16 protein-coding genes are annotated in these 23268 nt (G+C 35.2%); 13 read left to right on the top strand and 3 right to left on the bottom strand.

The genetic code is table 11. The features are described from left to right. Positions 1-55 precede the first annotated feature (55 nt). Complete coding sequence (locus DCS95_RS13690) at positions 56-460, bottom strand: hypothetical protein (protein WP_116771348.1); 405 nt, start codon at positions 458-460, stop codon at positions 56-58. 187 nt (positions 461-647) lie between these two features. Between DCS95_RS13690 and ileS the strand changes: the two genes are divergently transcribed. The 4 genes from ileS to DCS95_RS13670 all read left to right on the top strand — a co-directional run bounded on the left by ileS (position 648) and on the right by DCS95_RS13670 (position 5798). Beyond that, the gene (ileS, locus tag DCS95_RS13685; protein WP_116771347.1) at positions 648-4046 is read left to right on the top strand and encodes an isoleucine--tRNA ligase; all 3399 of its coding nucleotides are present in this window, start codon (positions 648-650) and stop codon (positions 4044-4046) included. Positions 4047-4049: 3 nt separating this feature from the next. Next, positions 4050-4433, top strand: a complete 384-nt coding sequence (locus DCS95_RS13680; RefSeq protein ID WP_058104814.1) for a TraR/DksA family transcriptional regulator — start codon at positions 4050-4052, stop codon at positions 4431-4433. Between the two features lie 102 nt (positions 4434-4535). After that, complete coding sequence (locus tag DCS95_RS13675) at positions 4536-5093, top strand: DUF4097 family beta strand repeat-containing protein (RefSeq protein WP_116771346.1); 558 nt, start codon at positions 4536-4538, stop codon at positions 5091-5093. Between the two features lie 33 nt (positions 5094-5126). Next, positions 5127-5798: a lipoprotein signal peptidase gene (locus tag DCS95_RS13670; RefSeq protein ID WP_116771345.1), complete on the top strand. Its 672-nt coding sequence runs from the start codon at positions 5127-5129 to the stop codon at positions 5796-5798. Here the strand turns inward: DCS95_RS13670 and DCS95_RS13665 are convergent. Further along, the gene (locus DCS95_RS13665; RefSeq protein WP_116771344.1) at positions 5777-6346 is read right to left on the bottom strand and encodes a 5-formyltetrahydrofolate cyclo-ligase; all 570 of its coding nucleotides are present in this window, start codon (positions 6344-6346) and stop codon (positions 5777-5779) included. The genes DCS95_RS13670 and DCS95_RS13665 overlap by 22 nt on opposite strands. A gap of 490 nt (positions 6347-6836) precedes the next feature. On the opposite strand from DCS95_RS13665, the gene uvrC reads away from it, so the two are divergent. The 8 genes from uvrC (at position 6837) to DCS95_RS13625 (ending at position 19323) form a co-directional block, all read left to right on the top strand. Further along, entirely contained in the window at positions 6837-8630 is a 1794-nt protein-coding gene (gene uvrC / locus DCS95_RS13660; RefSeq protein ID WP_116771343.1) for an excinuclease ABC subunit UvrC, read from the top strand. Continuing rightward, the gene (locus DCS95_RS13655; protein ID WP_164674197.1) at positions 8608-10899 is read left to right on the top strand and encodes a patatin-like phospholipase family protein; all 2292 of its coding nucleotides are present in this window, start codon (positions 8608-8610) and stop codon (positions 10897-10899) included. Before uvrC ends, DCS95_RS13655 begins: the two co-directional genes overlap by 23 nt. A 360-nt stretch (positions 10900-11259) precedes the next feature. Continuing rightward, a complete protein-coding gene (locus DCS95_RS13650; protein ID WP_116771341.1) occupies positions 11260-12039 on the top strand; it encodes a DUF3108 domain-containing protein in 780 nt (259 codons plus the stop codon). Positions 12040-12046: 7 nt separating this feature from the next. Continuing rightward, positions 12047-13018, top strand: a complete 972-nt coding sequence (locus DCS95_RS13645; protein ID WP_116771340.1) for a tryptophan 2,3-dioxygenase family protein — start codon at positions 12047-12049, stop codon at positions 13016-13018. Then, positions 13018-14313, top strand: coding sequence for a M23 family metallopeptidase (locus tag DCS95_RS13640; RefSeq protein ID WP_116771339.1), 1296 nt, complete (start codon positions 13018-13020; stop codon positions 14311-14313). Before DCS95_RS13645 ends, DCS95_RS13640 begins: the two co-directional genes overlap by 1 nt. Then, complete coding sequence (pgi, locus tag DCS95_RS13635; RefSeq protein WP_116771338.1) at positions 14300-15937, top strand: glucose-6-phosphate isomerase; 1638 nt, start codon at positions 14300-14302, stop codon at positions 15935-15937. Before DCS95_RS13640 ends, pgi begins: the two co-directional genes overlap by 14 nt. A gap of 171 nt (positions 15938-16108) precedes the next feature. Next, positions 16109-18790: a TonB-dependent receptor gene (locus tag DCS95_RS13630; RefSeq protein WP_116771337.1), complete on the top strand. Its 2682-nt coding sequence runs from the start codon at positions 16109-16111 to the stop codon at positions 18788-18790. 92 nt (positions 18791-18882) lie between these two features. Next, on the top strand, positions 18883-19323 hold the full coding sequence (locus DCS95_RS13625; RefSeq protein WP_116771336.1) for a hypothetical protein: 441 nt from the start codon (positions 18883-18885) through the stop codon (positions 19321-19323). 52 nt (positions 19324-19375) lie between these two features. Here DCS95_RS13625 and DCS95_RS13620 read toward each other — a convergent pair whose 3' ends face one another. Next, the gene (locus DCS95_RS13620) at positions 19376-20416 is read right to left on the bottom strand and encodes an endonuclease/exonuclease/phosphatase family protein (protein WP_116771335.1); all 1041 of its coding nucleotides are present in this window, start codon (positions 20414-20416) and stop codon (positions 19376-19378) included. A 107-nt stretch (positions 20417-20523) separates the two neighbouring features. Here DCS95_RS13620 and DCS95_RS13615 point away from each other — a divergent pair, with 107 nt between their 5' ends. Further along, a complete protein-coding gene (locus DCS95_RS13615) occupies positions 20524-23265 on the top strand; it encodes a TonB-dependent receptor (RefSeq protein ID WP_116771334.1) in 2742 nt (913 codons plus the stop codon). The last annotated feature ends 3 nt before the right edge of the window (positions 23266-23268 follow it).

Genomic DNA, 23268 nt, shown 5'->3' with positions numbered 1-23268 from the left:
ATAAAAAAAGACCCGTAGAAAACGGATCTTTTAAAATTATATAAAAAGGATATGGTTAGTGTTTAACCGCCTTTTCTACTTCTGCAGCTTTTTGAGCAGCTTTATCTGCCGCGTCGTTTGCAGCATCTTTTACATCATTACCAACTTTTTTAGCAGCATCTATACCGTCTTGTCCTGCTTTCTTAGCGGCATCCATACCTTCTTGACCAGCTTCTTTTACTGATTCAGCAGCATCTTCGGCAGCTTCCATTGCATTTTCGCTTGCTTCTTTAGCAGCGTCCATGGCACCTTCACCAGCTTCTTCTAAATCTTCACCTGCCTCTTTAAGTTCTTCTCCTGCAGTTTCTAAAGCTTCACCGGCTTCTTCGGTTGCAGATTTTGCTTTGTCGGCAGCATCTCTACAAGAAACAGACATACTAAGTGCTAAAATTGCTAATGATCCTAAAATTACTTTTTTCATTGTGTAAACGTTTAATGGTTAATTGTTCGCAGTAATATACGTAGAAATTTAACTTTTGGATGTTCAAGTTGTTAATAAATCTTCTAAACCACGGTTTATAAGCATTTCATTAGGTTCAATACACTCCTTTTTGCTTAAAATTTTATAATTTTGCAGCCTTTAAAACCCAGTACTAGAAGCATTTTCTATGAAGTTCGCAGAATATAAAGGATTGAATTTACCAAAGGTCGCAGAAGAAATACTTGACTACTGGTCAGAACATGCCATTTTTGAAAAAAGTATATCAACTCGAGAGGGTAAGGATAGTTACGTTTTTTATGAAGGTCCGCCTTCTGCTAACGGAATGCCCGGTATACATCACGTAATGGCACGAACTATTAAAGATATCTTTCCGAGGTACAAGACCATGAAAGGTTATCAGGTAAAACGTAAAGCAGGTTGGGACACCCATGGATTGCCTATTGAGCTAGGTGTTGAGAAAGAGCTTGGTATTACCAAAGAAGATATTGGGGTTAAAATTTCAGTTGAAGAATATAACGCTGCTTGTAAAAAAGCAGTGATGAGATATACCGATGTTTGGAACTCTATGACCGAACAAGTTGGGTATTGGGTAGATATGGAAGATCCGTACATCACCTACAAATCCAAATACATGGAGACGGTATGGTGGTTATTAAAGCAGATTTATTCTAAAGGTTTAATATATAAGGGTTATACGATACAGCCCTACTCTCCAAAAGCGGGAACAGGGTTAAGCTCGCATGAATTAAATCAGCCGGGCACCTATCAAGATGTGACAGATACTACGGTAACCGCACAATTTAAAGCGGTGGAAGAGACGCTGCCTGATTTCTTACAGAATGAAGGTACGGTATACTTTTTAGCATGGACCACAACACCGTGGACATTGCCATCGAATACGGCATTAACGGTCGGCTCAAAAATTGATTATGTTTTGGTAGAAACGTATAACCAGTATACGTTTAAACCTATGAATGTTGTCCTTGCCAAGAATTTAGTAGGAAAACAATTCTCGGGAAAATATAGCGAGGTATCAGAAAAATCAGAATTGTTATCCTATGCATCCGGGGATAAAAAAATTCCTTTTTATGTTGTAAAAGAGTTTAAGGGAAAAGATTTACTTGGGATTAGGTATGAGCAATTGTTAGATTATGTACTTCCTTATGAAAATGCAGAAAATGCGTTTAGAATAATAGCGGGTGATTTCGTTACAACAGAAGATGGTACGGGTATAGTACATACTGCGCCAACCTTTGGTGCAGATGATGCTTTTGTGGCTAAGCAGGCAGTTCCGGAAATTCCGCCAATGCTTGTGCTAGACGAGAACAGCAATCTAGTGCCTTTGGTAGATTTACAAGGGAAATTTAGACCAGAGCTAAAAGAGTTGGGTGGTAAATACGTTAAAAACGAGTATTACGAAGATGGCAAAGCACCTGAGCGATCGGTAGATGTTGAGATTGCTATTAAATTAAAGGAGGAAAATAAAGCGTTTAAAGTAGAGAAGTATGTGCACAGTTACCCAAACTGCTGGCGTACGGATAAACCAATTTTATATTACCCATTAGATTCTTGGTTTATAAAAGTAACCGATGTAAAAGATCAAATGTTCCAATTGAACCAAACGGTCAACTGGAAACCAAAAGCAACTGGCGAAGGAAGATTTGGAAATTGGTTGGCGAACGCCAATGATTGGAATCTTTCAAGATCAAGATATTGGGGAATACCATTACCAATTTGGAGAACAGAAGATGGTAAGGAAGAAATAATTATAGGTTCGGTTGCCGAGTTAAAATCGGAAATGGCAAAAGCTGTTGAAGCCGGAGTGTTAGAGAAGGATATTTATGCGGATTTTGTTGTAGATGACATGTCTGAGGAGAACTATGATAAAATAGACCTGCATAAAAATATTGTAGATCAAATTACATTGGTTTCTGCTTCTGGAAAGCCTATGAAGCGTGAAAGTGATTTAATTGATGTTTGGTTCGATAGTGGTTCAATGCCTTATGCACAGTGGCACTACCCGTTTGAAAACAAAGAACTGATTGATGAAGGAAAAACATTTCCGGCAGATTTTATAGCTGAAGGTGTAGATCAAACTCGTGGTTGGTTCTATACCTTGCATGCAATAGCTACTATGGTTTTTGATTCGGTAGCGTACAAAAATGTTGTTTCTAACGGATTGGTGTTAGATAAGGAAGGTAAAAAGATGTCCAAGCGATTGGGTAATGCCGTAGATCCTTTTGAGACTATGAACGAACATGGTGCCGATGCAACGCGTTGGTATATGATCAGCAATGCCAACCCTTGGGATAACCTAAAATTCGATACTGAAGGCATTGTAGAGGTTAAGCGTAAATTTTTTGGTACGCTTTATAATACATATTCCTTTTTCGGCTTGTATGCAAACTTAGATGAGTTTACGTATTCAGAAGAAGATGTGCCAATGGAACAGCGTACAGAAATTGATCGTTGGATCCTTTCTGAATTAAATTCACTGATAAAGGTTGTGGACAGCGCTTATGCCGAGTATGAGCCAACACGTGCCGCAAGGGCAATATCTGAATTTGTTCAAGAAAACTTGAGTAACTGGTACGTTCGTTTGTGTAGAAGACGTTTTTGGAAAGGCGAATATGCAACAGATAAAATTGCAGCTTATCAAACCTTATATACTTGTTTGGATGTTGTCGCTAAGCTTTCTGCACCTATTGCTCCATTTTTTATGGATCGCTTGTATTTAGATTTAAATAAGGCGACGGTGAAAGACGGATTTGAAAGTGTGCATTTGGCGGATTTTCCTAAGGCAGACGAATCGCTTATAGACGAAAGTTTAGAAGTGAAGATGCACAAGGCACAGATAATATCTTCTTTGGTGTTGTCCATCCGCCAGAAAGAGAAGATTAAAGTACGTCAACCACTACAAAAAATCATGATTCCGGTTTTAGATGCCAAGGATCGAGAAGAAATTGAAGCAGTTTCAGAATTAATTAAATCTGAAGTTAATGTTAAGGAAATTCAGCTCTTAGATGATGCATCTGGTATATTGGTAAAACGTATTAAGCCTAATTTCAAGACTTTAGGACCTAAATTTGGCAAGGAAATGAAACAAATTGCCCAAGTGGTCAATGCTTTTGAGCAAAATGATATCCAAAAAATTGAGCAAGATGGCGAATTAACAATCCAATTAGAAAATAAAAGTATTACTTTACAGTTACAAGATGTAGAAATTACCTCTCAAGATATTGAAGGGTGGATGGTGGCAACATCTGGTAAATTAACCGTGGCTCTAGATGTTACAATTGATGACAAGTTGAAAAATGAAGGTGTAGCTAGAGAACTTGTAAATAGAATCCAGAATATTAGAAAAGATTCAGGATTTGAGGTAACGGATAAAATTGCGGTTAAAATTTTAAAAGATGGTTTTGTTGAAGTAGCTGTAGAAGATAATATTGAGTATATTAAAACGGAAACTTTAACGGCCGAATTAATTTTTGAAGAAAAATTGGACAAAGGCGTTGAAATTGCTTTTGACGAGGTGAACACTAAATTGTTTATTGAAAAACATTAAAAGATGGCAGAAGATTTAAAAGTAAGGTATTCTGACAAAGATTTGGCAGAATTCAAAGAATTGATCGAAGAGAAAATTGAAAAGGCTAAAAGTCATTTAGAGCTACTAAAGAGTGCTTATATGAATGATGGTAATAATGGTACAGATGATACATCGCCAACCTTTAAAGCTTTTGAAGAAGGTTCTGAAACTATGAGTAAAGAGGCGAATACCCAATTGGCCATACGTCAAGAAAAGTTTATTCGTGACCTTAAGAACGCTATTTTACGCATTGAAAATAAAACCTATGGCATTTGTCGTGTCACCGGAAAATTGATCAATAAAGAGCGATTGAAACTGGTGCCGCATGCTACGTTGAGCATAGAAGCTAAAAATATGCAGTCATAATGAAAACGCCTTTAGGGGCGTTTTTTAATAACTATAGTTTTGAAAGGTTCTTTAATATGTTGCTTATTGCTATTCTCTTTAGGGCTTAACGCTCAAAAGAAGATGTATAAAAATGTATTGGGCGATCACATTGAACTAATTCAGGTAGACGCCACCAATTCCTATATTGTTGAAGTAGAAACCAGTAATAATAATGAAATAAGTATTCTGGCAGAAATGGAAGGTGAATACAGTCAAGATTTAGGTTTAGAAGTGTTGACCAATGGCAATACCCTTTTGGTAGAAACGGGTTTTACACCCAATTTTGAAAATCCGAACGATAAATTAAGCGCACATAAGGTGATTTCTATAGCTATTAGAATAAAAATGCCACGTCAAAAAAAATTGGAAGTATTTGGTACCAATGCAAGAGTAGTTGTTGAGGGTACATATAAAAATGTTGATGTTTCTTTATCCGATGGGGCGTGTTTGTTAAAAAACCTAAAAGCAGATGCGAAAATTAAAACGCAAAGTGGTAACATTACTATTCTTGCAAAATCTGCAGAGATAAAAACCCATAACAAGTATGGTAGCGTATCTACTAACCCTATTCCACTTGGTATATCTTCTTTTATGTTAGAAACCATTACCGGAAATATAGTTCTCAGTAAAACCGAATAATATTTATATTTTTGCGCTCATTGATGATAGCCCATGAACATTAAAAAATCCGTATTGTTTATTCTCTTGATCCTAGTAATCGATCAATGGAGTAAAATTTATATTAAGACCCATTTTGTGTTGGGCGAATCTGTAGAAGTCTTCAGTTGGTTCAAAATTTTATTTATTGAAAATGAAGGTGCTGCCTGGGGAGCAAAACTTAGCGATGTACTACCTATTTCAGATAATATAGGGAAATTGGTGTTGACTATATTTAGGTTGTTCGCCATTTTTGGTATAGGCTATTGGCTGTTTGATGTTATTAAGAAAAAAGCCTCCAATACTTTGATTTGGGCGGTTTCTTTAATTTTTGCGGGAGCATTGGGTAATATACTTGACTCAGTATTTTATGGTGCCATATTCAATGAAAGTTATAATGAGGTAGCTACTTTATTTTCAGATGAGCCTTACGGTAAATTATTTTATGGTAAAGTGGTAGATATGCTGTACTTTCCAATGATAGATTCAACTTGGCCATCTTGGATGCCAATGGTTGGAGGGCAGAATTTTAGGTTCTTTGAACCGGTATTCAATATTGCCGATACGGCAATAAGTACAGGAGTTGGTATACTTTTGGTTTTTAATAAGAGAGCCTTTAGTAAAGAAGAACCCGTTTCAAAAGATGTTGAAAGCACTACAGAAAATCAAGATTCTGTAAACGAGTAAGTTTTTTTTGGGGTAATGCAATAATCTAATGGTATATCGGTAATATCTATATCATCTATTAAGGATTCCGCTTCAAAAAAAGATAGTCCTATTTTAATGACGTCCTCTCTGCAATCGTTTAAGAATCGGTCATAGTATCCTTTTCCATACCCTATTCTATTTCCTTTTTCGTCAAAAGCTAAAAGAGGAATAAATATAACATCAAGTTTTTTAGGTTCGATGGTAATACCATCTACTGGCTCGGGAATATTGAGTTTGTTGATGATGAATTTGGTATTGTCGGTAAGTAAGTAGTGTTCTAGCTGAGTTGAAGAAATAATTTTAGGTACAATAACATTTTTATCCAATCCTAAGAGTATGGATATAATGCCTTCTGTATCTATTTCAGCTTTTTGTTGAATGGGCAAAAAAATATGGAAATATTCTTTTTTCCATATGGGCAATTGCAAAATTGAGTTCGCAATGGCTATACTTTGAAGCGATAATTGTGAGGGTGTTAGGGAACTACGTAATTTTGAATATTTTAAGCGTAAATCTCTCTTCAGCATAGTGAAGTGATTGTAACCTTGTTAAGTTCAATTTATTCCTTTCCTGCAACCGCAAAAAATACCTTAAAAAATAACATTAAAATAAGGTATGTTCCTAATGTGATGATATAACTATCCATAATCCTAGATTTGTAAATGAGCTAATAATTGTTGTTGTTGAGTTAAAAATAGGTAAAATAATTTATATGATCTCTGTGAAGTGCACATTTTTATCGTTGAAATGCACATTTTTATATTAAAATTAACATTCTGGCGCATATTTCTAAACATTTTAATATATAATTAACTGAAAATCAAATATTTGACTTTTTGATAATTTTTTTGTGTTGTTGTTTTATTTAATTAAAGATTTAAAAAATAGTGTATTCGCAATTATAATGTATGAATTTTATTAAAGTCGCAATAGGTATTTTCAATTGTATAATCTGGATTATTGCCTAATTGTATATTATAAAGTGCGTATTAAAGATTAATTTAGTGGTGTTGAATTATGACGGAAATTCCTTTAAACATACAGTTAAGTGCATTACCTACCGGACCGGGAGTATATCAATTTTATGATAGTAATGACAGTATATTATATGTAGGCAAAGCAAAGAATTTGAAAAAACGTGTTTCTTCCTACTTTAATAAGAATCATGAATACGGTAAAACACGGGTTTTAGTTAAAAAGATCAGGGCTATAAAGCATATTGTAGTGCCCACAGAATCAGATGCCCTTTTGTTGGAGAATAACTTAATTAAAGAGCTAAGGCCAAGGTATAATGTATTGTTGAAAGATGATAAGTCGTATCCGTGGTTATGTCTAAAAAATGAACGATTTCCGAGGTTTTTTCCTACTAGAAGGGTTATTAAGGATGGTTCTGAATATTTTGGTCCGTATACGAGCATGAAGACAGTAAGGGTGCTTTTAGATTTAATTAAAAGTGTTTACCCTTTAAGAACATGTAATTATGATTTATCGGCAGAAAAAATTAATGCTGGTAAGTATAAGGTTTGTTTAGAATATCATTTGGGAAATTGTAAGGGTCCTTGCGAAGGGTATCAATCAATTTCTGAATATGACAGGCAAATAGAAGATATACGAGAAATAGTAAAAGGAAATTTTAAATCTTCATTAGCTTATTTCAAAGGTCAAATGAAAGCTTTGGCAGAAGAAATGAAGTTTGAGGAGGCTCAAAAGATCAAGGACAAAATTGATGTTTTAGAAAATTACCAATCCAAATCAACAATAGTAAATCCTAAGATCAGCAATGTTGATGTTTTTAGTATAGTATCTGATAATGCATATGCCTATGTTAATTTTCTACAATTGTCACATGGTTCAATAATACGATCTCATACAATGGAGATTAAGAAAAAATTAGAGGAGCAAGATGAAGATTTGTTAGAATTGGCAATTGTTGAAATAAGAGATCGATTCAAATCAGAATCTAAAGAGCTTTATGTGCCATTTAAGATTGCAGTTTCGCCAGGACTTAAAGTTACCGTGCCTAAGTTAGGGGATAAAAAGCGTATTCTTGATCTTTCTGAACGAAATGCCAAGTTCTTTAGACAAGAAAAATTCAATCAGATTAAGATTATTGATCCAGATCGCCATACGAATAGAATTATGGCGCAAATGAAGAAAGATTTAAGGTTATCTGCCGAGCCAAGGCATATAGAATGTTTTGACAATAGTAATATACAAGGTAGCAATCCTGTAGCTGCATGTGTTGTTTTTAAAGATGGTAAGCCTTCTAAAAAAGAATATAGACATTACAATATAAAGACAGTAACCGGGCCTGATGATTTTGCGTCAATGGAAGAGGTGGTTTTTCGTAGATATAAAAGACTTCAAGAAGAGATGCAACCTTTGCCGCAATTAATTGTCATTGATGGTGGTAAAGGTCAGTTGTCTTCAGCGCTAAAAAGTCTTGACCTTTTAGGTTTAAGGGGTAAGATCGCCATTGTAGGTATTGCAAAAAGACTAGAGGAAATTTATTTTCCAGAAGACCCTATACCTTTATACTTGGACAAGAAGTCTGAGAGTTTAAAAATTATTCAGTATTTAAGGAATGAAGCGCACAGGTTTGGTATCACTTTTCACAGAAATAAAAGAAGTAAGGGGGCGATCAATTCTGAGCTTGAAGGTATAAATGGTGTAGGAGAAAAAACTGCTCAACAATTATTGAAAAAATTTAAATCGGTGAAGCGAATAAAAGAAGCATCGGTAGAAAGTTTAAGTCAAGAAGTTGGTGCATCAAAAGCAAAGAAAATATATGAGTCTTTCCGTCAAAAATAAATTGTTTTCAAGATATGTCTTGGTTGTAGCCTCATTAATGATTGCTACAACACTATTTGCACAAAGTACAGATGTAAAGAAAGCTCCAAAAATTGGTTTGGTGTTAAGTGGCGGTGGTGCAAAAGGTATGGCGCATATTGGTGCGTTAAAGGTCATTGAAGAAGCAGGTATAGAAATAGATTATATTGGCGGATCTAGTATGGGTGCCATTGTTGGTGCCTTATACGCTTCGGGGTATACGGCTAATGAGCTTGATTCCCTTTTTACGGTTACCAATGTTGGGGCATTAATACAAGATAATCTGCCTAGAAGCGCAAAGACCTTTTATGAAAAAGAAGACTCGGAAAGGTATGCTTTAACATTGCCCTTTAAAAATTTTAAGGTTACAGTGCCCCCTGCTTTTTCTGGTGGGCAGAATATTTATAATGAATTTGTTCGGCTTTTATATCACGTTAAGGATGTAGATGATTTTAATAAACTGCCTATTCCGTTTGTGTGTATTGCAACCGATATAGAAACTGGTAAACAAGTGGTTTTAGATTCGGGTTACTTACCAGAGGCAATATTGGCAAGTGGTACTCTGCCTTCGCTTTTTGAACCTACGACTATTAATGATAAGGTGTTGATCGATGGTGGCGTGGTAAATAATTATCCAATAGACGAAGTTAGGGCTATGGGGGCTGATTTGATTATAGGGGTTGATGTACAACATGGGTTATCTGATCGGGATGCGCTATTGTCCGCTACAGAAATTTTACTTCAAATCAACAACTATAGAACAGTTGCCGATATGCAAATTAAATCAGCTAAAACCGATATTTACATTAAGCCACAAATAGAGGAATTCTCGGTAATCGACTTTAATAGATTGGCTGAAATTGTTAAAAAAGGGGAAGATGCGGCTAATTTAAAGTTAGAGGAGTTGAAAAAAATCGGCTCTAAAGACGTTCCTGAAAATAGAGCTATTCCCGTGGTAGGTGCAAAAGAAGAGCTAACGGTCAATAGGTTGCTTATTGAGGGAAATACAGATCATACAAGAGGGTATGTAAAAGGAAAATTAAGGTTTAGCCTAGATGAGCCTATAGATTTTAAAAAACTACAGCAAGGCATCAGTAATCTATCGGCAACGGGAAATTTTAGAACTATAAAGTATAAATTATTAAATAATTTAAATGGAGGCGAAGATCTAATTTTGCCTTTAGATGAAACCAGAAACACTTCCTTTTTAAGACTGGGTGCTCATTATGATGATCTATATAAGAGCGGGGCAATTATAAATCTTACCAAAAAAAGAATACTTTCAAAAGATGATGTAGCATCTTTTGATTTTATCCTGGGCGATAATATTAGGTATAATTTCGAATATTACGTAGATAAAGGTAGTTACTGGAGCTTTGGAATAAATTCTAGATTCAATGATTTCGAACAAGAAATCGATTTTGATTTAATACAGGGTAATTTTGATGTCGGTAATGGTACCCAATTAAATTCTATAAACTTGAACGTATCAGACTTTACCAATCAACTATATGTTCAAACCGTAGTTAAAGAAGAGTTTTCCTTTACACTTGGCGGGGAGTTTAAGCATTTACAGTTTAGTACTAGAACCTTTGGTGATATTGATGATGATAGTCTGCCCGGTAATACAGATAGTAACGGACGAACCTATTTTGAAAGAAGTAACTACATCAGTGCTTTTGGGGCGCTTAAATTAGATACTTATGATGATAAATATTTTCCATCAAGAGGACTTTATTTTAATGGGGATATGCATTATTATATATTGTCTTCTGATTATAACAACAATTTTAAGGATTTCTCCATATCCAAAGCTAGAATGGGAATGGCGTTGCCATTGGTGAAGAATCTTTCCTTGAATATAGAGGCAGAAGGAGGTTTTAAATTAGGTACTTCTAATGTTACCTCTTTTGATTTTATTTTAGGTGGCTATGGTACTGACCTCATAAATAGTTTGGTGCCGTTTGTAGGTTATGATTTTATAAGTTTGGTAGGTAATAGTTTTGTAAAAGCCTATGCTAGGCTCGATTACGAATTTGCAAAAAAAAATCATGCTTTGTTTACTGCCAATTTTGCAAATGTAGATGATGACCTCTTTAGAACGGGAGAATGGTTTGATGCGCCAGCCTATTCTGGCTATGGTGTAGGGTATGGCTGGGAGTCTTTTTTAGGTCCTGTAAACCTCATGTATTCTTGGACCCCAGAAGAAGGTCGTTCTCAATTTTTTGTGAGTATCGGTTATTGGTTTTAAGTTAAGATTGTTGCTGTTAATGCCGAGCGAAGATCGATTAATTCGACCTTAAATTCTTAAGAGATTCCCAATTATTTATTAGAAGTGTGAATAACTGTTAAGTTTATCGTTAAAGTAAGTTAAACCGTACTTTGGGTAGCGTAAAGTGCCTTAAATTTACACCAGCTAAGGGGTGGTTCCCTTACAACTTTAAGTAGTGGTTTTTCATAATTTAAAGTTTGGTTGGTTATTTAGGAAAAGCCCAGTTTTAAAACTGGGCTTTTTTTATACAACAATACTTTGGAATAAATTTTGTTTAAGATATTGTAACTATAGATATAGAAAATTATCTATTGCTATTTTTACAATAAACTGCGAACTATGAAAAAATTGATTTTACTTGCTCTTATAGGAACCTGTTTTGGCGTGCAAGCTCAAAGTTCTCAATCAGCCTTTAAAACTGGAGAATGGTTAAAGTTTAGAATGCACTATGGGTTTTTAAATGCCAGCTTTGCAACATTGCAAGTAAATTCTGCAACTATAGACGACAAGCCAGTTTACCATGTGGTTGGTCATGGAGAAACAACAGGTGTCGCCAGTTGGTTTTTTAAAGTAGATGACACGTATGAAAGCTATTTTGATAAGGAAGATGGTAAACCATATAGATTTATTCGTAAAATTGATGAAGGCGGTTATACCAAAGATGTAGAAATAAACTTTGATCATAATGCGTCTAAAGCAGAACTTAATGATAAGAAAAACCAGAAAAAGCTTAATTTTACACTAGAGGACAATATACAGGATTTAATATCCGCTTTTTATTTTTTAAGGAACAACTATAAAACGGAAGACCTTGAAATAGGAAAAGCTATTACTCTTAAAATGCTTTATGATGATGATGGTATTTTTAACTTTAAGCTTAAATATTTAGGTAAAGAAGTGTTGAATACTAAATACGGTAAAGTAGAATGCTTAAAATTTAGACCACTGGTTCAATCTGGTCGAGTTTTTAAAGAGCAGGAAAGTTTGTCGTTATGGGTTTCTAATGATGATAATAGAATACCTATTAGAATAAAGGCAGATTTAGCAGTAGGCGCTATCAAAGCAGATTTAGATGGGTATAATGGTCTAAAACATCAGTTTAAAATTATAATGGATTAACCCATAGATGAAAGATAAAGAGAAGATTAAATCCCAAATCTCTAAACTAGAAGAAAAATATAAAGATTCAGGGCAAGATCTTAGCTCTTATTTAGATGGCTTATTGCATCAGCGTTATTTAACGTATTGGGATTATATACATTTAGACACTTTGTTAAGTTTGCAAGTGCCAAGAACTCATTTCCCTGATGAGGAGATTTTTATCATGTATCATCAAATTACCGAGTTGTATTTTAAGTTGATTTTGCATGAGCAAAAACAATTGGTAGATGATAAAAGCGGTAACCTTGATTTCTTTGTAGAAAAAATTAGAAGAATAAATAGTTATTATAAGGTATTGATTTCATCATTTAGTGTGATGATAAAGGGAATGGAACGCGAACAGTTTTTACAGTATCGTATGGCTCTGCTTCCAGCGAGTGGTTTTCAATCGGCTCAGTTTAGAATGATAGAGTTGTATGCAACCCCGTTAGAAAATTTGGTTCATGTTTCTGAACGAGAACAGTTTACTTCAGATAATAGGATAGAGGAATTATACGAATATATCTATTGGAAAAAAGGGGCTACCGATCTTTCTACCGGAGAAAAAACCTTAACCTTAAAACAATTTGAGTATAGGTATACACCAAGGCTGATCAGAATTGCAAAACAGGTGAAGAATGCAACAATATATCATAAATACTTAAGTTTACCCAAAGAGCAAAGAGAAGACCCTTCATTGATTGAAGCATTGAAAACTTTAGATATGAACGCCAATATTAATTGGCAATTGATGCACATGGGGTCTGCTCATAGATATTTAAGAAAAGATACTGGAGATATAGATGCTACCGGTGGTACTAATTGGAAAGAATATTTACCGCCAAGTTTTCAGAAAATCGTCTTTTTTCCAGAGTTATATACAGAATTAGAATTAAACAATTGGGGTAAGCAATGGGTAGACCATATGTTGAATCCAGATAAATCAAGAGGAGAGTAATGCAGAAATTTTGGGGCGTAATTTTGGCTTTGACCACAATGGTATCGTGTAAGGAAGGCGAAGTACAAAAGAAAGATATCGCACAAGATATCGGTAAAATAGAAAAGCCGGTATTAAATGAAAGGTTTGGTTTTAATTTAGATGAATTTCATGTCAAGTTAGACACCATTAAATATGGCGACAGTTTTGGCGAATTAATGCAGCAGCATAAAGTCGACTATCCTAAGGTAGCCGCTATTTCAGAAAATTTCAGGGATACTTTTGATGTTCGTAAAATTCGTGTAGGGAAACCTTATGTTATTTTACAGTCTAAAGACACCATGGCACAGGCCCAAGTATTCATTTATGAAAATGATCCTATTAATTATACGGTGGTAGATTTGCGAGATACCGTTAAAGTATACAAGGAAAAGAATAAGGTAAAATATGTACAAAGAGAAGTTTCCGGTATAATTGAATCAAGTTTGTCTGAAGCTATCTTACAGCAGGGTGTAGATTATAATGTTACCCATAATTTGGCAAATGTATATGCGTGGACAATTGATTTTTCCAGATTACAAAAAAATGACAAGTTCAAGATCATTTATAATGAGAAATATATTAATGATACGGTATATGCTGGTGCAGAACCCATAGAAGCTGCATACTTTCAGCATAACGGCAAACCCATTTATGCTTTCGCATATGAAAATGACTCGCTAAGAAGTTTGGTAGATTATTTTGATGAAAATGCGAACAACTTAAGAAGAACATTTTTAAGAATGCCCGTTGAGTATGGTAGATTATCTTCTAGATATAACCTTAAACGTAGAATTAAATATTACGGCTACAAAATACGCCCTCATAAAGGAACCGATTACGCCGCGCCAATTGGAACCCCTATTATGGCAACTGCAGATGGTACCGTGGTAGAATCTACTAGAAGAGGCGGTAATGGTAAATATGTAAAAATTAGGCATAACGGTACTTATTCTACACAGTATTTACATATGAAAGCCCAAAAAGTTAAAAAGGGGGAGTTTGTACGCCAAGGAGATGTAATTGGTTGGATCGGTATGACGGGTAATACCGGTGGGCCACATGTGTGTTATCGTTTTTGGAAAAATGGCAGGCAAGTAGATCCGTTAAAAGAAGAGCTTCCACAAGCAGAACCGTTGCACGATTCATTAAAAGAAGATTATTTCGCATACATCTCAACATATAAAGAACAATTAGATTGTATTATTTATCCTAAAGTTTTATTGGAGGACGAAGAGGACTTACTAACACTAAATCAAGAAAATGGCACTAGATAAAATAAATCCACAGCAAACAGATATTTGGAAAAAACTAAACGCACATTATGAAGAGACCAAAGGCACGCATTTAAGGTCTATGTTTTCTTCTGATGCAGATAGAGCAGAGAAATTTACATTGCAGTGGAACGATTTTTTGTTCGATTATTCAAAGAACAGAATTTCTGAAGAAACAATGCAGTTGCTACTGAAGTTGGCAGAAGAAGTTAATTTAAAAGGAGCTATTAAGGATTATTTTGATGGCGAATTAATTAACGAGACCGAAGGCAGGGCAGTATTACATACAGCCTTAAGGGCAAAGAAAGATGATGAGGTATTGGTTGGCGGTGTAAATGTTATGCCCGAAGTATTTCAAGTTAAGGAGCATATAAAAGAATTTGCCAATGCTGTAATAAGTGGGGAGCTAAAAGGATACACGGGCAAACCATTTACCGATGTGGTAAATATAGGTATTGGAGGTTCAGACCTAGGTCCGGCAATGGTAACCGAAGCTTTAAAGTTTTATAAGAATCATTTATCCGTTCATTTTGTAAGTAATGTAGATGGTGATCATGTTCATGAAGTTTTAAAGACATTAGATCCTGAGACAACTCTGTTCGTGGTAGTTTCTAAAACCTTTACGACTCAAGAAACATTGAGTAATGCTACAACTATTAAAAAGTGGTTTTTAAAGCATGGCACACAAGAAGATATTGCAAAACATTTTGCGGCAGTTTCTACTAACAGTGAAAAAATAGCCGAGTTCGGTATAGATGCTGCAAACGTATTCCCAATGTGGGACTGGGTAGGTGGTAGGTTTTCATTGTGGAGTGCTGTTGGTCTAACAATTGCATTGGCCGTTGGGTATGATAATTTTGATGCGCTGTTAGAAGGTGCTCATGAAACCGATGAGCATTTTAGGGAAAGTGATTTTTCTGAAAATGTACCGGTGGTGATGGCATTACTAAGTGTATGGTATAATAATTTTTATGGTGCTGAGACAGAAGCTATAATACCATATGCACAGTATTTAAGTAGATTTTCTGCGTATTTACAACAAGGTATCATGGAAAGTAATGGTAAAAGTGTAGATAGAGCAGGAAATACAGTTGGTTATGAAACTGGTACCATTATTTGGGGAGAACCCGGTACAAATTCTCAACACGCCTTTTTTCAGTTAATTCACCAAGGCACTAAAATAATACCGACCGATTTCATAGGTTTTAAATATTCTTTACATGGAGATAAGGATCATCACGATAAATTGATGGCAAATTATTTTGCACAGACCGAGGCTTTAATGAATGGTAAAACAAAAGCAGAAGTTGTTAAAGAGTTAAAGGAAAAAGATATGTCGGAAACGGATATTGACAAGCTTGCTCCGTTTAAAGTCTTTGCTGGCAATAAGCCAACTAATACTATATTGATTGATAAGTTAACGCCGAAAAGCCTAGGTTCATTGATAGCGCTGTATGAACATAAAATTTTTGTGCAAGGTATTATTTGGAACATCTTTAGTTATGACCAATGGGGTGTAGAGCTAGGAAAACAGTTGGCGGGCACCATTCTTAGTGATATTAAAAATTCAGATATTTCTAATCATGACAGCTCCACATTGCGACTTTTGCAATATTTTAAGAAATAATTTTCAATACGATAAAGATTCTTTTAAAAGGGTAACTATTTCATTTTCAAGTGAATCATGTTAAGTTTTTGGGTACTTTTGAAGTGCTGATTTAACGTTGTCTTAACGTTGAAGGTTTAAAAATAATTGACTTTTGCAGCAAGTTAAAAAACTAACAAATACTTGAAAAAAATGAAAAAAATGTATTTTGCATTAGCGGCATTTTTAATGACCGTAACTGCTTTTTCACAAGGACCAATTACAGGTACTGTATTAGATGGCGATACAAATACTCCATTGCCAGGTGCTACAGTAATGGTAAAAGGTACAACCAATGGAACATCAACGGATTTTGATGGAAATTTTACAATTAACGCAAGCGCCGAGTCTGGAACTTTAGTAGTTTCTTACATCGGTTTTAATTCTAAACAAGTTGCCTTTACTTCTACGGGTAGTATTGGTTCTATCGTATTGGAGCCAAATGCTGAGGAGTTAGAGGGTGTCGTAGTAGTTGGTAGGGGTCTTATTGACCTTGCTAGCGACAGACAAACGCCAATTGCAGTATCATCAATTCCTGTAAAGACGATTCAGGAAAAAATAGGTACTCAAGATATTACAATGACAATGGTTAATACGCCATCTGTTTATGTATCTGGTCAAGCTGGTGGTTACGGTGATTCTAACATTAGAGTTCGTGGTTTTGAGCAAGATAATACAGCCTTCCTTTTAAATGGGCAACCAATTAATGGTATGGAAGACGGTAAAATGTACTGGTCTAACTGGTCTGGATTAAATGATATCTCTAGTGGTGTTCAAATTCAACGTGGTTTGGGTTCCTCTAAGTTAGCTATCTCTTCTGTGGGTGGTACAGTTAACTTTGTAACCAAAGCTACAGAAATGAATCAAGGTGGATTTGCATATTCTACCATAGCAAATGACAACTACATTAAGACTACAGCAGGTTATAATACTGGTATTTCTGAAAAAGGTTGGGGATTAAGTGTAATGCTTTCTCACTGGCAAGGTGATGGTTACAACGAAGGTAACTTTGGTGAAGGTCAAACATACTTTATCTCTGCAGGATATAGACCAAATGACCAACACGGTTTTAACTTTTTAATTACTGGTGCTCCACAATTTCATGATCAAAACTTTACAAAACCTATATCTGATTATTTGGAATATGGACTACGTTACAACAATAACTGGGGTACATATAATGGTGAATACAAAACTGAAAGAAGAAACTTCTATCATAAGCCAGTTGCTAACTTAAACTGGGACTGGACAATTAGCGACAAATCTAGCCTTTCTACAGTTGCGTATGCATCATGGGGTAACGGTGGTGGAACCGGTGATCGTGGTAATAGAATAAGAACTGCGGAAGGTCGTATTGATTATGATGCAATTTATGCACAGAATGCACAAGTTACAGATGGTGCTGGTGAGTATTTTGGTCCAGAGGACAACTACATTACTAGAGCATCGATGAACTTACATAGCTGGTATGGTTTAATTTCAAATTTTGAAACTAAACTTACCGATAACTTATCTTGGAATGTTGGTTTTGATTTAAGAACATATTACGGTAAGCACTTTAGAGTAGTTTCTGATTTCCACGGTTTAAATTCTTGGACAGAGCAAATTCGTCTTAGAGATCAAAATAACAACCATGAAACATATGGTGGTTTTGGAACATATAAATTTGTAACAGCAACTGAAAGTTACAGACCTTCTGGTTGGGAAGCAGCATTTGATTCTTATGACGAAGATCAAAAAATAGCATATAGTAATGATGAGCGCATCTCTTACGGAGGTTTGTTTACGCAGTTAGAATATGCAAACGATAATTTATCAGCATTCTTTCAAGGTTCTGTTTCTAATCAGTACCACCAAAGATTTGATCATTTCCAGTACGCAGATCAATCTTTAATCGATGGTACTTCTTCTCAGGCTACAGGTGAGCCTCTACCAGCTGGAATTACAGATGGTGTTGATTCTGAAAAAGTTGATAATTTTGGTTACAATGCAAAAGCTGGTTTAAGTTACAAAGCATCTGATGCTCATAGCTTTTATGTAAACGCTGGTTACTATAACCGTCAACCATACCATGATAATATTTACTTGAACTTTACAAACCAAGTTAACCCTTTAACTGAGAACGAAAAGATATTAGGATTAGAGGCAGGTTATGGTTTTAAAACTTCAATATTCTCAGCAAATGTTAACTTATACAGAACGTCTTGGAAAGATAGAGTTGTTTCTAGTTCAGATGTTGTTGATGATGTACTTACGTTCACAACTAATTTCGGTACAGAGCAATTGCACTCAGGTGTAGAATTTGATTTCAAAGTAAGACCTGCAACTGGTCTTGCAATAAACGGTTTCCTTTCTGTAGGTGACTGGGTATATCAAGGTGAAGCTACTACACAGGTTACAGATGAAGATCGTAACTTAATTAGTCAAGAAACAGTTGACTATGACGGTGGTAAAGTTGGTGGTGCTGCACAGTTTACAGGTGGTTTAGGTTTTGCTTATAAGATTAACCAAAACTTCGCTATTGACTCTGATTGGAGATACTACGATAATCTTTATTCTGATGTTGGTGCGGTTAAGGAAAATTTAGAATTACCTTCTTATAACTTATTAGATGCAGGTCTTACATTTACAGTTCCTTTAGGAGCTGATAAATTGAAGCAGTTGAAAATAAGAGGTAACATTAATAACCTTTTCGATACTGAGTATTTGTCTACTTTAACTACTGCTAACTTTGCAGAAGCAGGAGAAGAGTTGTATGACGGTATAGCGGTTTCTAACCAAGGTTACTTTGGTTGGGGTAGAACTTGGAACGTTACATTACGTTACGATTTCTAAGAATCCAATTACATAATTTATTAAACCCTGACTACTAGGTCAGGGTTTTTTTTGCTCAAAATTCAGTACATTTAAAACCTAAATAACATACTATGTACGAAACTATACACATACTTCATTCTTACCTGGCCTATATAGCATTGGCCGTACTAATATTAGCGGTAGTTAATGCAATCTCGGGGCTCGTTTCAAAAAGAATCTTTGATATGGGTAAAGACTTAAGAGTAAGTCTTTTTGCATTAATTCTTTGTCATATTCAATTATTGGTAGGCTTAATATTATACTTTGTTTCTCCAAGTGGGTTAAGCGCAATACAAGAATTTGGTATGGGTGGTTTAACTTCTGCGGCACGTTTGCTTGCGGTTGAGCATCCGTTTATAAATATTTTGGCGATTGCTGCAATAACCATTGGTTGGTCTAGGCACAAGAAGTTTGTAGAAGGAGACAAGAAGTTTAAAAGCATTGCTATTTTCTACGGACTAGGATTATTGCTGATATTAAGTAGAATTCCTTGGGGTCAATGGTTTAATTAAGGTTATTCAAATAAAATTTTAGGACCAAATTGAATTTCAATTTGGTCTTTTTTTATAGGTTCATTTTTCTAATAAGGTGTAAGTACACGGGAAAATGATCACTATATCCGCCAATATAACTTCCGCCTGCATAAGTTCTTAATGGGTAACCTTTGTATTTACCTTTTGGATCCATTAAATAACTAGGGGTGAAAATTCCAGCTTTCCAATATCTGTAACCCTCATTTGGATTATTGATTAAACTAGAGGTCATATAAAGTTGATCAAATAAATTCCATTTATCTCTATAAGCCAAAGAGCCTCTACCTTTTCTAAATAGTTTTTCCATGGGTCCGTAAAGACTGGTTGAATCTAACTTTTTGGTATTCTTTTTAACCTTTAGTATTTTTTTAAAGCTTGGGTCAATGGGGTCGTCATTAAAATCTCCCATACTTATGATTTTTGAATCAACATCTTGTTTTCTCACCGAGTCGATAATGCGTTTGTTCAGCTTGGCAGCTTCTAGTCGAAAAGGTCTACTTCTTGCTTCCCCACCACTTCTAGAAGGCCAATGATTGACCATAAAATAGATTTTTTCATTGTCCAATAATCCTTCAACAATGAGCTGGTCTCTTGTATAATCGCGTTTATCTTCCATATTGAACAACAGTAATCTATGGCTATTAAAGTTAACTGGAACAAAAGCACTTTTTTTGTAGAGCAAGGCAACATCAATACCACGCTCGTCTGGGGAGTCGTAATGGACAATGCCGTAATTGAATTCAGATAAATTTTTATGATGCACCAAATCTTCAAGTACACCTAAATTTTCTGCCTCACAAACGCCAATAATATCTGGGGCAGTTCGGTTGTCCTTAGAACCAATTTCAGAAATAACTTTAGACATTTGATCTACTTTATGCAAATAGCGTTCCTTTGTCCATTGGTCTTTTCCCTCAGGCGTTCTATCGTCATCGTAAATTAATGTGTCATTTTTTGTATCGAAAAGATTCTCTAAGTTGTAAAATGCAATGGTTCTAATTTGATAAGAATTATTGTTCTGAGCAAAAGATAAGAAGGTCAGAAAAAAGAAAACAGATTGTACAAAGCGCATTTTTACAGGTATTTTGTCTTAAATATCCGTGAGTATACGGATTTTTCATGTTAATTATTTCTTAAATAGTATCTTAATGGCTTATTAGTAAGGCGTTAAGCTATAGAATGATTAAGCATACCCTGTTTTTAATATTAGTATTTAAAATATTTTCCGTTCAAGCCCAAGGTAATTTATCAATTAAGGGATTCATAAAAGATAGGTTGAAAGGTGAAAGTATTGAAAATGCGGAAGTAACTCTTGAAGGTGAAAACGCTGTTGTTAATACCGATGAATTTGGTGGCTTTATATTGAACTTTTCAAGTAGAGGAGAATACATACTTCGTATTTCTGCGTCAGATTTTAGTATTAAACGTGTTCCTGTTTTGCTTGAAGATAAAAATATTGATTTGGGTGATGTTCTTTTGCAACGTGATATTACCATAGAAAAATCTATAAATCTGGTCACCATTACAGACGACGAGCTGTTAGATGATGAAGTAAACTCAAACGCGTTGGCTTTGTTACAATCCACGAAGGATATATTCTTAAATAGGGCGGCATTTGATTTTGGGCAAGCATTTTTTAGAGTAAGAGGTTATGATTCTCAGTATGGCGAAGTTCACCTAAACGGATTGCCAATGAACAAAATGTATGATGGCAGGCCTCAGTGGAACAATTGGGGAGGTTTAAATGATGTTATAAGAAATCAGCAATATACAAACGGACTATCTGCATCAGATTTTACTTTCGGCGGAATTCTTGGTAATACAAATATTGATCTACGCCCATCTGGATTGCGACCCGGTACCAGATTGTCTTCCTCTATATCAAACAGAACATATAGTGGCAGACTTATGGCGACCTATAACTCTGGGCTTAGCAATGAAAAATTCGCCTTTATACTTTCTGCCTCAAGAAGATGGGCGAAGCAAGGTTATATTGAAGGTACTTTATATGATTCTTACGCTATCTATGGTTCTGCAGAGTATTTGTTGAATGATAAAAGCACATTGTCTGCCACTGCAATTGTAGCATCTAATAGAAGGGGCCGTTCTTCTGCGATTACTGAGGAAGTTTTCGAAATTCAAGGAAATAGGTATAATCCGTATTGGGGGGTTCAAGATGATAAAATAAGAAACTCGAGAGAACGCCATATTCGTGAACCATTGTTTTTGCTCAACTACCAATACGAATCTAAAAATCTACAGATTAAAGCTGGGTTGGCGTATCAAACAGGAATCTATAAAAGAAGCCGCTTAGGTTATTTTAATGCTCCAAACCCAGACCCTACATATTATCGTTATTTACCCAGTTTCTATCTGAATTCGCCGATTGGAGCCAATTTTGAAAGTGCCATACAAGCAGAAGAAGGTTTTTTAGACCATCCGCAATTAGATTGGGAAAATATTTACAAAGCGAATACCAGTATAGGTCAAAATGGTGAAGCTGCTTATGTCTTTTACGACGATACCACCAAAGACGATCAACTTACCGCCAGGTTAACTTCAAACATAGAAATTAATAGTCATTTGCAGTTAGATTTAGGCGCAACCTATAGAAAGCTGAATTCTAAAAATTATGCCCAAATAAAAGATTTACTTGGGGCGGAATATCATAAGGATATTGATGTGTTCTCAGAAACTTTAAATGACGTATCATCAGATGTAAATAAAATTGAAGGTGACATATTTAATTACAATTATAATTTGAGTGGTAATGAAACCGATATGTTTACGCAGCTAAGTGCAAATTATAATAAGGTGAAGTCATTTATATCTGGCAGGTATACTATGGTCGACTACCAAAGAGAAGGTATGTTTAAGAATGAACGTTTTACAGATGATTCGTTAGGTAAAAGTCAACAAGTTAGTTTCTCTAATTGGGCGGTAAAAACCGGTGCATCATATACAATTACAGGAAGGCATTGGGTTTCCGTTAATGCGGCATATATTAATAAAGCACCTACACTTCAAAATGTATTTATTAATCCTAGAGAGAACAATAGTGTAGTACCGAATATTCAAAGTGAAAGAATAACGAGTGTAGATGCAAACTATTATTTGAGGATGCCAAAACTAACGGGAAGATTGACTGGGTTTTTTACTCGTTTTCAAAATTTAACAGATGTCAATTTTTTCTTTGTTGATTCTGGTGTGGGTTCAGATTTTGTGCAAGAAGTGTTGACAGATTTAGACAAGTTACATTTAGGCACTGAACTTGGTTTGGAGTATCAGTTATCTAGTGCCGTAAAATTATCGTTAGTGGCTTCTGTGGCCAAGCATGTGTATGCTAGTAATCCGTTTGTGACCATAAATTTTGATACAGCTGGCGCTAATGAAGATTTAATAGATATATCTGGTGCTAAATTTTTGGGCCAGTCTGCAGTTAAAGATTATAAATTGGCGCAAGGTCCGCAGAAAGCAATTGCGGTAGGTATAGAATACAGGGATCCTAAATATTGGTGGGTAAGTGCTTCGGCAAATTATTTAGCAAACAATTATGCTAACATTTCTACGATAACTAGAACTCAGAGTTTTTTAATTGATCCAGAAACGCAATTACCATTTCTTGATGCTACAGATGAAAATGTGGAGAAACTATTGAAGCAAAAACCACTTGATAATTTTTATTTGCTGAATATCGTTGGCGGTAAATCATGGCTTAAAAAGGGAAAATATATAAGTGTGTTTGCAAGTGTCAACAATGTTTTCGATACGTCTTTTAGAACTGGGGGTTACGAGCAAAGTAGAAATGGAAATTATGGTCAATTAAAGCAAGATAATTTAAGTGGTAGTCTCTCTTTTGCTCCAAAATATTGGTACGGATTTGGAAGGTCCTATTTTCTGAATTTTGCATTTAGTTTTTAATAC

Source organism: Maribacter litoralis (assembly GCF_003075045.1).
GTDB lineage: Bacteria > Bacteroidota > Bacteroidia > Flavobacteriales > Flavobacteriaceae > Maribacter > Maribacter litoralis.
Note: the sequence above shows the minus strand (reverse complement) of the source record. Positions and strands in the feature narration are given on the sequence as shown.